This is a genomic window from Chryseobacterium sp. 22532 (assembly GCF_052044665.1).
Taxonomy (GTDB): Bacteria; Bacteroidota; Bacteroidia; order Flavobacteriales; family Weeksellaceae; genus Chryseobacterium; species Chryseobacterium lathyri.
The window spans coordinates 778,713-791,706 of sequence record NZ_JBQENJ010000003.1 but is presented as its reverse complement, the minus strand read 5'-3'; the positions used below and the strand labels follow the sequence as shown (position 1 = coordinate 791,706).

8 protein-coding genes and 1 tRNA gene are annotated in these 12,994 nt (G+C 35.9%); 7 read left to right on the top strand and 2 right to left on the bottom strand.

Annotation, left to right across the window (positions count from 1 at the left end):
• The 7 genes from ACTJIV_RS11470 to ACTJIV_RS11440 form a co-directional block, all read left to right on the top strand.
• A partial coding sequence (locus tag ACTJIV_RS11470; RefSeq protein ID WP_440627548.1) for a T9SS type A sorting domain-containing protein occupies positions 1–1,086 on the top strand: 1,086 nt, incomplete at its 5' end.
• A gap of 7 nt (positions 1,087–1,093) precedes the next feature.
• Complete coding sequence (locus ACTJIV_RS11465; protein WP_440627546.1) at positions 1,094–4,501, top strand: hypothetical protein; 3,408 nt, start codon at positions 1,094–1,096, stop codon at positions 4,499–4,501.
• A gap of 6 nt (positions 4,502–4,507) precedes the next feature.
• Positions 4,508–8,038, top strand: coding sequence for a DUF6443 domain-containing protein (locus ACTJIV_RS11460; RefSeq protein ID WP_440627544.1), 3,531 nt, complete (start codon positions 4,508–4,510; stop codon positions 8,036–8,038).
• 1 nt (position 8,039) lies between these two features.
• Positions 8,040–8,312 carry a hypothetical protein gene (locus ACTJIV_RS11455; RefSeq protein WP_440627542.1) on the top strand — a complete coding sequence of 91 codons (273 nt, stop codon included), beginning with the start codon at positions 8,040–8,042 and terminating at the stop codon, positions 8,310–8,312.
• A 273-nt stretch (positions 8,313–8,585) separates the two neighbouring features.
• A complete protein-coding gene (locus tag ACTJIV_RS11450; protein WP_440627540.1) occupies positions 8,586–8,864 on the top strand; it encodes a tyrosine-type recombinase/integrase in 279 nt (92 codons plus the stop codon).
• Between the two features lie 230 nt (positions 8,865–9,094).
• On the top strand, positions 9,095–10,627 hold the full coding sequence (locus ACTJIV_RS11445; RefSeq protein WP_440627538.1) for a M20/M25/M40 family metallo-hydrolase: 1,533 nt from the start codon (positions 9,095–9,097) through the stop codon (positions 10,625–10,627).
• Between the two features lie 317 nt (positions 10,628–10,944).
• The gene (locus ACTJIV_RS11440) at positions 10,945–11,643 is read left to right on the top strand and encodes a hypothetical protein (protein ID WP_440627536.1); all 699 of its coding nucleotides are present in this window, start codon (positions 10,945–10,947) and stop codon (positions 11,641–11,643) included.
• Positions 11,644–11,813: 170 nt separating this feature from the next.
• Here ACTJIV_RS11440 and ACTJIV_RS11435 read toward each other — a convergent pair.
• Together ACTJIV_RS11435 and ACTJIV_RS11430 are read right to left on the bottom strand one after the other, a co-directional pair.
• Positions 11,814–11,900 (bottom strand) — tRNA-Ser (locus tag ACTJIV_RS11435).
• Positions 11,901–11,955: 55 nt separating this feature from the next.
• Positions 11,956–12,972, bottom strand: coding sequence for an asparaginase (locus ACTJIV_RS11430; protein ID WP_223558439.1), 1,017 nt, complete (start codon positions 12,970–12,972; stop codon positions 11,956–11,958).
• Positions 12,973–12,994 lie beyond the last annotated feature (22 nt).

Sequence of the window (12,994 nt, the reverse complement as noted above, 5' to 3'; positions counted from 1 at the left end):
GATGAAGAAGCAAGATCTGTTATTCAAACAACAGACTTAGGATTCTTTGTAGCTGGTAACGTTCAGAATTCAGCTAAGGGTTATGGTTCAAAAGATGTTTTGATTGTAAAACTCGATAAGGATGGAAAAGAACTCTCTCAGTCAGTTTTAGGAGGAAAAGGTTTAGATGAAGTAGAGAAAATGATTCCAACGAAAGACGGCGGAGCTTTGCTAGGAATCTATTCCAGAAGCACAACAGGTGGCTCAAAGAAAACCGAAAACTTTGGTGAAGGAGATTACTGGGTAATCAAGCTTAACAAGGATGGAAAGGTTGAATGGGAAAAGAATTTTGGTGGCAAAGCAGATGACCACATCAGAACCCTTGCCTTGACCTCAAACGGATATATTATTGGAGGAGAAAGCCGATCCGAACGATCAGGATCTAAGACAGTTGGAATAGAAGAAGGTACAGATTTATGGCTAATTTCTTTAAACGAAAGAGGTGAAGAGATCTGGCAGAAGTCTTACAATTTTGGAAACCGAGATATCCTGATGGGAACAAGCGTGCTTCATTCAGCAGATGATAAATCTTCCAAAGGAGTTCTTTTGGGAGGCTATACACAAGCAGAAGGAAGAATTGAGACTGATGATGAAACTTTCTGGATGCTGTATCTGAACCAGGATGGTAATGAGCAGTGGAGAAAACACGTAAAAGGAGAATCCAGAAAACGTGAGGAAAGATTGTCTGATATAAAACTCAACAGGGATGGCTCAATCATCCTTGCTGGCACCAGTGCAGAAGAACTTGGAAAAGAGAACTGGAAGATCGTGAAGTTGGGTGATAAACAGCTTGATCAGTTGATTGAAAAACAAGACATCAAAATTTATCCGAATCCTGTATCTGATTATGCTTATGTAGAAATAGGCTTTGACTTTAAAGAAGCTGATATTATGCTGTATGATATGGGCGGAAGACAGCTTCAGAACTTAAAGACTAAGAATAAGGTGACGAAGATTAATACCCAGAATTTGATACAGGGGGCTTATTTGATTACTATAAAAACGGATACAAATAAAACGGCTAATGCTAAATTGATAAAAAAATAAAACATTCATGAAAAAAATAATTAAAATAATTTCAATATTAATATACTCTGTTGCATATTCTCAAAAAGATGCGATTGTTAGTTTTTCGCCTAAATCTCCCGAAGTTGCCTCTTTAGGTAAATATTTAGACAAACCTATTTCATTATCTACAGGTACCGTTACTTTAGATATACCCTTATATAATCTTGAGGTAGATAAAGATTTATCCATACCAATTGGATTGAACTATAATACTGGAGGAGTACAGGTTAATGAAGTTCCTGGAATGGTTGGGTTAGGCTGGAACTTAATTGCTGCGGGTAATATCACTAGAAATATTAGAGGAAAAATAGATGTGGTAAATCAACCTTCCTATTTTCAGAGCACTGTTAATACTGCTATCAGTAAATTATCATCAGGAAATCTTATTGACATAAATAATTACATGGAACAATATGGAGAAAGTGACTTTGAGCCTGATGAATATAATATAATGCTTTTCAATAATAATTTTACATTTTATTATGATTACACTACCGATAAATTTGTAAGTGCACCAGTTAATGATTATAAGATAGAGCCTTTTATTTTTAATTCTGTAATAAGTGGATTCAAAATTATTGACCCAGCGGGAAACCAATATTTCTTTGGTAGTAATCAGGAAACGGGTAATGATTTATATTCATCCATAATATATGATTCAGGAGGAGCATTTTTTAATGAAGATTACGATTCGAGTAGTGCAGGACAAGCTCAGGTTCAATCATGGATGTTGGTAAAAATTGTTACAGCAAATAATAAAAAGGTCAGTTTATTTTATGAAAATGCTAATAATTACAGTCTTTCAAATGACGAAGTTATAAGAATTTCCCAATTTATGTATGTTCCTAAAACTACCGATTTTGATGGTCTTTCAAAATATGATATCGTTGTATGGGAAAACAATAATCCTGTAGTGGTTGGAAACTATTATCCCATTACTAAATCTCTTTTTGATACAAACAAAACAGGAAAAATATTAAATAATTTTCTTACACCTAATATTGATGATCAGCAGCTTAAAAAAATTATATGTGATGATATTTCAATAGAGTTTAAAAAAAGTCCAAATATAAGAAAGGATATTAATGCTTTTGCTTTATCTGAAATTGAAGTTATGCATAAAAATCAGGTTAAGAAAAAATTTAAATTTCAAACATCCTATTTTAATGATGAATATCCTAACGGTATGTATGATTATTCAAGAATTGAATCAGTTTTTTTCTCAAATTATTTTGAAAAATCAAGATACAGACTAAGATTAGATAAGTTGAGTGAATTAAATGCTACAGAACAAGGAAATGAAATAAAAAGCTACTCATTTGAATATTTTCCTGGTGAGCTCCCGAGTAAATTATCTTATGCTCAAGATTTTTGGGGATATTATAATGGAAAAGTTAACAATAAGAGCTTAATTCCTACACAAACAGTTACCTATACTAACGGATATGCAGGCGTTTGGGGAAATGCAGATCGTTCAATTGATTTAAATTTTAGTAAAATTGGCATGTTGAAGAGAATAAAGTATCCTACAAAGGGCTATCTCGATCTGGAGTATGAAAATCACACTTTTGAAGCAATTAATGATTATAATGAGGCTCCTATTTTAGAAGATTTACTTAAAGTAAAAATGCTGATAAACCTTGTAGGAGAACAATCAATAGATCCAAATACAAACCAGATTCTGATGAATGACCATTATGAGGTGCCTTTTGAAGTTACTGCTTCTCAATCAACTTTTAAAACGGATGTTAGTATTATAGAAACAACCAGTACAAATCCTAACCATTTAAGCTCTGAAGACGGATATTCTGTTAAATTAATAGATCAAAACAATGTAGTTATAAAACATTTCACGAATCTGTCCGCAGGAGATTATTTCATACTTCCTCAGGGAAACTACAAAATTATTGCTCAAAGAGTAAATTATAATGAACCTTTAGGGTTCAGTATAAGTCTTTCTTATTTTGATATATTAAAAAAATCTGAAAATGTCTCTGCGACACCAACTATTAAATCAACGGGAGGAATGCGGATAAAAAATATGACACATAGAAACTATGATGAAGAAGTTGTTTCTAAAACTGAGTATGAATATCTAGATTCACAGGGTTTTTCATCAGGAATTATGTGGGGATATCCAATATTAAGAATTTCAGAGTTCTATAAAGATCTGGATAAATTATATGGGGTTATTAGTTTCCCTTTAAAGTCTGTTACTGGGTCAATGGTTACTTATTCAGAAGTTACAGAAAAGAAAATTAATAATATTAATAATGAAAGTATCAAGATAAAACATTATTTCGAAAACAATTTTATGCCGGAACCAGGGGAAAGAACCTTGGAGACTATCGATAGAATTCCCAAAGTAAGCTGGAAAAAAAATAAACTTTATAAAAATGAATTTTTTACAACAAATACAAATGAAATAGTTCAAAAAGACAGTATAGAATTTGCAAGCAGAAATTCCAGAATAACACCAAATTTTGGTTTAAGAATAGAACCAAGAGATAAAAGATTGGCTTTTACACACAATGCAACAGTCTATCATGCTCAAATATATAAATATGAAATTTATCCTTTATTTACAGATTTCTCATTTGTAAATAAAGAAATTAAGACAGAGTATTTTGATGGAAATAAAAAATTGAAAACAATTACAAATAACATATATGGACATAATGCACATCATCAACTAACAAATAAAGAAATCATTTTTCCAGATAATAAAATCAACACGATTAATTACAGCTATGCTCATGAAAAAAATAATGTTAAGCTGATCAATGCAAATATGATAGGAATTCCTTTGGAGACCGAGGTTAAGAATAATAATAAAACAATTTCAAGATCCGAAACGAAGTATGATGATCCTTCCAATTTGCTTCCTAGCTCTGTTCTTTCTTACGATATTCAGACAGGAACAGTTCCATCCACAGAAGTTACTTATGACAAATACGATTCAAAAGGTAACCTTCAGCAGTACACGACAAAAGAAGGTATTACAACAACGATCATCTGGGGGTACAATAATACCCAGCCCATTGCCAGGATTGAGGGAGCAAAGCTAGCAGATATCCCACAGTCACTCATTGATAATATTGTGAATTCATCCATTAATGATGCTCAACTAAGTACCGATGCATCAGAACAGTCACTGATCTCAGCTTTGGATGTGTTCAGAAATAATGCTGTGTTATCAGGTTATCAGATCACTACTTACAGCTATGATCCATTAATTGGAGTAAGAAGCATTACTCCTCCATCAGGAATCAGAGAAATTTATGTTTATGACACAGCTAATCGATTGAAAGAAGTGAAACAGCTGGATAAAGATACAGCTGGAAATCCTGTATATAAGATCGTGAAAGAATACAAATACAACTACAAAAACTAACACACGATGAAAAAAATAATTATCCCGATCAGTGCATTATTTATAGCGGGCTTAGCTCATGCACAGCTTTCACCGACAGAAAATTATGTCTATTCAAAAACATATCTTTCAGACCCTGCCCTTTCAACTCCAAAAACCTCAGAAACTGTTCAATATTTTGATGGATTGGGCAGACCAAAACAGGTAGTGAATGTAAAAGCTTCACCATTGGGAAAAGATATGGTTACCCATATAGAATACGATGGGTTCGGAAGACAAGTGAAGGATTTTCTTCCTATTCCTCAGTCAGGAACCCAGAACGGGGCTATTGTAACCACACCATTAGCCAATGCTCCATCGGTATATGGATCAGAAAAGATCTATGCAGAAAAAATACTGGAAAACTCTCCGCTGGATCGAATCCAACAGCAGGTTCAGGTTGGAAATGACTGGAGCAATAAACCAGTAAAATTTGGCTATGATACCAACGCTGAATATGAAGTCTATAAATTTACAACCAATACTACCTGGACAAATAATGCTACGTTATCAACTTTAGTTTTTGATTTTTTCCCACCGAACCAATTGTATAAAACTACAGTCACTGATGAAGATGGCAATATTACCAAAGAATACAAAAATGGGAAGGGTCAGGTCATAATGGTAAGAAAATTTGATGGGACATATTACACTGATACCTATTATGTGTATAATGAATATGATCAGCTGGCATTTGTTATCCCACCCAAAGCAATACACCTATCCATTACAGATACCTTATTAAATGATTTATGCTATCAGTATCGTTATGATGGAAGAGGTAGGCTTGTAGAAAAGAAACTTCCTGGAAAAGGCTGGGAATATCAGATATATGACAAACAAGATCGAATAGTTGCTATACAAGATTCCAACCTTAGAGTTAATGGACAATGGCAATATACCAAATACGACCAGTTTGGAAGAGTGGCCATCACAGGAATTGGTACAGGTGATACCAGAAGTGCAGAACAGGCTATTGTTGATGGGTTAGGATCTAATAATGTAAACAGATTAAACAATGCTCTTTTTGAAAGACAGGGCATGGGAGTTTATTACGGAAATCAGGATGTTACTTATCCTAATTCTACAAAATGGGTTAAGATATTATCATTAAATTATTATGACACCTATCCCGGGTACAGTTTCAATCCATCTTTTCCTTCAACGATTCAGGGAGAGTCTGTTTTGACTGAAACTCCGTCAACCGATGCAAGAAGTACCAAAGGATTACCCGTAGTGAGCTTGGTTAAGAACATTGAAGATGATAACTGGACCAAGAATTATACTTATTATGACACCAAAGGTCGTGTAGTAGGAAGTCATTCCATTAATCATTTGGGAGGTTATACCAAAACAGAATCCAAACTGGATTTTGCAGGTGTTCCTCAGACTGTCATTACCAGACATAAAAGATTAAATACAGACACGGAAAGAGTTATCACAGAAAACTTCACCTATGACCACCAGAACAGGTTGCTTGTCCATAAGCATCAGGTAGATACTAATCCCGAAGAAATTCTGGCTCAAAACAAGTACAATGAACTCTCACAGCTTGAAAACAAAAAGGTAGGAGGAGTATCATTAGCATCCCCTCTACAGACCATTGATTATAAGTACAATATCCGTGGCTGGATGACCAACATCAATGATCCGGCAAACTTGGGAACCGATTTGTTTGGATATAAAATTAATTACAACCAGGTTGAGGGACTGGAAGTTCCTGATGCTTCTGACAGTGGACTGAAAGTAAAGGCAAAGTATAACGGAAATATAGCTGAAGTATCTTGGAAAACTCTGACTCAGGAAAATGAGCCTTTGAAAAGATATGGTTATGTGTATGATCCTATAAACAGGCTGACAGCAGGTTTTTATCAGAGCTCAGGAAATGAGACAGGAAGGGAATATTTTGAAAAGCTGGAATATGATCTTAATGGAAACATCACCCGATTAAAAAGATCAGAGGGATTACTGCCAGGCAGTACTACAGCACTGATGATAGACAATCTTAAATATGATTATGTTGGAAACCAGCTTACAAAAGTTACCGAAGAACAGATTGGAAACAGTAAGGGATATCCCTATGTAGCAACTCCCGAAGCCATAGGGTATGATCTGAACGGAAACATGCTGAATCATAAAGATAAAGGGATTTCATCAATCCAATATAATTATTTAAATTTACCCAAACAGATTACCCAGAATGCTCAGGTAACAAATTACGTCTACAGAGCAGACGGTGTAAAAGTGAAAAAGCTCTTTGGAGATATAGAAACCAATTATCTGGACGGGTTTCAGTATAAATCTACAAGACCATCGGAGGAAGGTTCAGGAGGAGGCTTGACTCCGGAACCAGATCCTAATGAAGTTGCAACAATTAAGCTCAGAATTATTCCTACATCAGAAGGCTACTATGATGTGCTAAGCAATTCGTATATCTATAATTTTACAGATCATTTAGGAAATGTGAGACTGAGTTATACTGACACTAATAAAGATGGAATTATACAGCCGAGGCAATACCGTGTACAGCAATGTGATGGACCTTGGGATCCTTGGAATCCACCCAATTGCATAGATTACTGGAAGCCAGGTGAAATTGTGGAAGTCAACAATTATTATCCTTTTGGATTAATGCACAATTATACTGCTACCACTCAGAATGCCTATCAGTACAAGTACAACGGGAAGGAGTTGCAGGAAACCGGAATGTATGATTATGGCTGGAGAAACTACATGCCAGACTTGGGAAGATGGGGTGTTATTGATCCAATGGCGGAGAATATGCCAAGACATAGCCCTTATAATTATGCTTTTAATAATCCGATAAAATATATAGACATAGATGGCTTAGCTCCAGGCGGACCAGGGGACCAAGGGGATGGAAAAACGATTGATGTAGGAGAAGTTATAATTACTGTAAGAAGAAAGGTAGATAGTTTCTTCACTAGATTAGGGAATTATTTTAGTAGACAATTTAGTCCAAAAACCAATGCTGATAAATATGGAGGCCTGAACTCTTATCGTCAATGGCAAGCCAGCCCTTTTTATAATGAAGGTGAGACAAAAATGGACAGAATATTCCGGTTGATGGGCAATAGCAAGCGAGAGGAAATGCTAGAATTTGGTGGTGGTGGTTATAATATGTTTGGTGGCTATGGAAGAGTATTAAGTACCGAAGCTAAAGTTTTAAATGAGGCACAAACTATTCTTAAAGAAGAGAAAACTCTTAGGAAAATTTTTGAGCTAGGAACTGGTCAGGAAGTTAAAATAGGTGGAAGAACAATTGTTGTTGAACCTGATGCTCCTTTTTCTGGATTTACACTTTTTCAAGAAGATGCCTTTGTTATTGGTAAAGAAGCATTTAGTTCTCCATTAGAATTAAGAAAAACTTTATTACAGGAATTATATAGATTGAATAGTAGCGCTTTAAAAGGGAAAAATGTTACGCAAGAGGTTGTAACCAGCGAAACCAAAGCAGCTTTTGACTTCGCTGATAAAAATGCACAAAAATTAAAATAATATGGATGTTTTTAAAATAAAAAGAGTTGTTGTTTTAAACTATATAAAGAAAGTAGCTATATCTGGTATAATTGTAAATGACATTGAAAAAAGTATGTCAGAGTTTACTAAATTAATAATTAATAATGCAGAAGTTCCAATAAGAGAAGTTAATGAGGTTCTTATTGATAATAATTTTTATATAGCATTTACTTTTGATCTAGATACGTTAGATACCATTTTATTACAAGATATTATGAAACTTAAAGAAGGATACGAGCTTGAAATAATTTAAATCTACTTTGTAATTAAGTAATACCAAAGCCACTCAAACGAGTGGCTTTGTTGTTTTATAAAATGCTTTGCAGCTTAGTTTGTTTAAGGAACGCATCAAGGAGAGCGAAGACATGTTGTCTGTCGTTCTCTTTTAGTTTTTGGATATCTAAAATTTTAGCGACAATATTTTTATCCAGTAGAATATCCGTAGACCCTACGAGGTAATTCAGAGACACTTCCAGGGCTTCTGCTTACAAAACAGGTTCAGCAAGATTTTAAGAGCTATATAGATGTGAAACACAAGATACAGGATAACCGAAAATTACTCAATATTACCGCTGTAAGAATCTATGAAGAATTTAAAAAATTATTGAAGAAAACAGAGCTGAATAACAAAGGATTTACATTACATTGTTTAAGGCATACTATTGCTACACAGCTATTGGAACAAGGAATGGAACTGGAAAAAGTACCCCTCGCTACCGCACGATTGCATCGTGTGGCAGATAAAACAAAACCCTCGCAAAATGCAAGGGTTTTTTGTGTGATAATGCGGCTACGTTTTTATTAAAGAAGTCTTTAAGTTTTTTGTGTTTTTCAATAAATAATTCTACAAAACAAGCTATCGACAAATTCATGCTGGAAAATAACAATGTATTTTTTGATATCAATTCCGGACTTTGGAATTGACAAAAGTAATTTATATCTAATATTAGGGAAATACTTAGGTGTTTACTGCAATTATAGCCATTTTCTTTGGTATATTTGTTAAACAATCAACTCCACACAAATCTTATCGTCATGAAAAAGTTCCTTTTAATCATTCTCGGAATCCTTGTTATTCTGGTAGCTGTACTGCTGATCAAAATGTATACTTACCCGTTCAAAAAAACGATAGCAGAAACTTCAGAAGGGTGGAAGCCTGTGAAGAACGATTCTGCCGTACTTCGGTTGTCAGGAGGGATCAAAATACCTACAGTTTCTACAGGAAGCCTTGGTGAATTCAATTATACTCCCTTTGACCAGTTTAAAGAATATCTGAAAGCATCTTATCCATTGGTTTATCAGTATACCGAAAATACCGAGATCAATACCCATGCTTTGGTTTTCAGGCTTAAAGGAAGTGACCCTTCGCTGGAACCTATACTTTTTCTCTCCCATATAGACGTCGTACCTCCCGGAGATGCCGATGTGAAAAATAAAGAGCAGAATATTTTCAGGCCTGATGACAAGCCTTTGCCTCCGGTTTCTAAAGTAGCAGAAGATTGGGATTTTGAACCTTTTTCTGGAGCTGTTGCCAATGGAAGAATTTACGGAAGGGGAGCCATCGATATGAAAGGAATGCTTTTTTCCCTGATGGAATCAATGGATGCAATGGTTAAAAGCAAAAAAATTCCCCAACGGGATATCTACCTGGCTTTCGGATTCGATGAAGAGGTGGGCGGACAGAAAGGAGCGATGCAGATTGCAGATTATTTTAAGAAAAAGGGACTTCAGTTCGATGCAGTTTATGACGAAGGAGGTCTGATCATGCGGAAAGGAAATGTAGCCGGAGTAGATTCCGATATCGCTGTGGTAGGCTGTGCAGAAAAAGGGTTTTTATCCGCAAAAATAAAAGTTAAAGGACTTGGGGGACATTCCTCCATGCCGCCTATGGAAAGCGCAATAGGAAAAGCCGCAGTTATTATGCAGCGTCTTGAAGACGATCAGATGAAGCCTGAAATAACCCCACTCATCAAAGGCTTTTTTGACAATATCGGCGGAGCAATGCCCTGGACCACCAGGCTGGCCCTTTCTAACCAGTGGCTGCTAAAACCTCTTCTTTTATCCCAGCTTACCAAAAATAATACGACCAATGCCTTAGTACGTACAACCACTGCTTTAACGATGATGAAAGGAAGCGATGGAACCAATGTTCTTTCTCCCGAAGTGGAATTTGTCGTTAATTTCAGGCTTCTTCCCGGAAATACAGTTAAAGATGTTCATGATCATATTGCAAAAGCCACAGAGGGCTTCGATGTTGAGGTAGAAGATATCGACAATACAAGAGAAGCTTCTGCCGTTTCTCCTTCTAATACAAAAGGATTTAAATTAATAGAAGCCGGAGTCAGAGAGATCTATCCGGGGGCCATTGTGACTCCGTATCTTACTATGGCCGGGACCGACGCTTATAAATACCAGATCGTAAGCAAAAATATCTACAGATTCATGCCCATCAGGATTAACAGTTCAGAACAGCAAAGCATCCACAGCACCAATGAATATATCAGTATTGAAAACTACCTGAAAATGATCCATTACTTTGAATACATGATGACAAATTACGACAAATAATTTCGGGGTACGGGATGGGAGTTAGAGAGTCGGAGAGTTTGAGTGTCTTAGAGTTTAGGGATTCGAGTTACGAGGTTTAAAGTAGGAGTTGCTATTTTGTATTTCGGCATCTTAAAAGTTAACCGTTGCTGTATAAAGATTTTAAATAATTGGTTTAGGTCTTATGATCACCCTTAGTCTTAGCCTCATCAAAAATCTCATGTCTGAAATCTGAAATCTTGATTCTTGACTCTTGCATCTTGACTCTCAAAAAAAAATAACACGTCAAGTTTTGTCGCATTACAGCAATAGCTTTGTCATATCAAAATTACAGAGCTATGGAATTGCCGTTTTACTTAACATTTAAAGAATTTGAAAGCCATTATTACGATACCCTTGAACAATGGTTTGAAAAATATCATAACGCCAGCGAAATTGATTATCTGAAGGCCCTTGCAGATCTTTACAGCCCTTATCTGTATTACAGCTTTGCGGACGATAAGCTTTTGGCTGATGCTTCCATGGAGATCAAAGATTGTTTTTTGCCTTATCATGAAAAAATCGGAATTTCTTTTTGCACCAACTGTGAAAATGAAAAACATTTCAAAGCAAAAGGGATGAACCATATATTTGAGTGGAAAACCATCACCATGATGGAATACGCCCAGCATATTCTGGACAAAATCAACAGATACCTGTTAAAAAACGATAGCGTTCTGGACAGAAATAAAACAATCCTGGATTATATCAACGACTGTGAGGTTGTTACCGCAAGGGAAGGCGCAGGATACTGTGTGAATTACAACAGGCATCAGGCTGCAGTTCCTTTTTTGAAAACTTATCTTCCTTGTTACGGACAGACAGTGGATATTGCAGTATATCGGGATTTTATTTTTTCTGTCGTGCAGATCGCAGAATATATCGATAAGAAACTGAAATCTGTACAGGCCTTTGAGTACACGGTTTACGCTAAATTAAAATCAGAAGCCAAGTTCAAAGTGCAGATGAGCCATCAGTTTCTCACGATCTGCAATTAAATTTTACACCAAACATTCATATCTAATTATATTGATGGAAGACCTTCAACAGTTTTCCAGACAAATCCCGGCAGAAATCCCGGGATTTTGTTTAATTTCGCTCACTATTTGATAGCACGAGTAAAATAAAAAAGCCTTAAACAATTAAGTTTAAGACCTTTATCTTTTTGCAGAGAGGAAGGGATTCGAACCCTCGATACAGTTACCCGTATACTACCTTTCCAGGGTAGCTCCTTCAACCACTCGGACACCTCTCTATTTGAGACTGCAAAAATAGGGTAATTTCTGGAATCTGCAAATTATTATTTAAAATTACTCAGTAATTTCTCCACAAAGGCTCTTCGTGAAGTTGTCTGCAAAGGTTCCGGAGTAATTCGGATTGTCTATCAGGTGCATCGCTTTACTGATGGCACTTTCTGCTGTCATATCTTTTCCGCTGATCGCTCCGATCCTTGAAAAAATATTACTGTTTTCATACTTTCCGAACGAAATACCTCCTGAAATACACTGACTTACCACAACGATTTCTGTTCCGTTATTTCTGATTTCCTCAAGCGTTTCCTGTGTTTTTTCGCTGCTGAAAATAGTTCCCGAACCGAAAACCTGAAGAATAAGAACCTTCATTTTAGGGATTTCTTTAAAATGGCTCAGATGCATGCCCGGAAAAATTCTCCAGAAAAGAATATCTTCAGAAATATGTTCATCTACATGAAATTCTATATCAGGATCACACCGGTAAAGATTATCCTTAATGATATTTAAATGAACGCCGGATTGTCCCAATATCGGGTAATTCGGACTCGCATAAGCATCAAAATACTCCGCAGAATATTTCAATGTTCTGTTCCCTCTTAATAATTTATACTCAAAATAAACAGCAACTTCCTGAATAACCGCTTCATCATTTTCATAAAGACTGGCATAATAAAGGCTTGTCAGAAGGTTTTCCTTCGCATCCGTTCTCAGATCTCCGATCGGAAGCTGTGAGCCCGTCATGATTACAGGTTTTCTCAGTCCTTTCAACATAAAACTTAAAGCAGAAGCTGTATAAGACATCGTATCCGTTCCGTGAAGGATCAAAAAGCCGTCATAGAGTTCATAGTTTTTGAGAATATAGTTGGCAATAACCTTCCATTCCTCAGGTCCCATATCCGAAGAGTCCAGCGGTTTGGCAAATGGATGCACAAATACTTCGCATTCCATTAATTTCATCTCAGGCATTTTTTCGAAAATATTTCCAAAATCAAATGCGCGGAGGCTTCCGGTTTCATAATCTTTTTCCATACCGATGGTTCCCCCGGTATAAATGAGCAGGACTTTTCGTTTCATGAATTACTTTTTTCTAAGAAAT

Bases quoted from the DNA above. Each gene is read 5' to 3' on its own strand.
- ACTJIV_RS11465 (WP_440627546.1), top strand. From the start codon at position 1,094: ATGAAAAAAATAATTAAAATAATTTCAATATTAATATACTCTGTTGCA.
- ACTJIV_RS11460 (WP_440627544.1), top strand. From the start codon at position 4,508: ATGAAAAAAATAATTATCCCGATCAGTGCATTATTTATAGCGGGCTTA.
- ACTJIV_RS11455 (WP_440627542.1), top strand. From the start codon at position 8,040: ATGGATGTTTTTAAAATAAAAAGAGTTGTTGTTTTAAACTATATAAAG.
- ACTJIV_RS11445 (WP_440627538.1), top strand. From the start codon at position 9,095: ATGAAAAAGTTCCTTTTAATCATTCTCGGAATCCTTGTTATTCTGGTA.
- ACTJIV_RS11440 (WP_440627536.1), top strand. From the start codon at position 10,945: ATGGAATTGCCGTTTTACTTAACATTTAAAGAATTTGAAAGCCATTAT.
- ACTJIV_RS11430 (WP_223558439.1), bottom strand. From the start codon at position 12,972: ATGAAACGAAAAGTCCTGCTCATTTATACCGGGGGAACCATCGGTATG.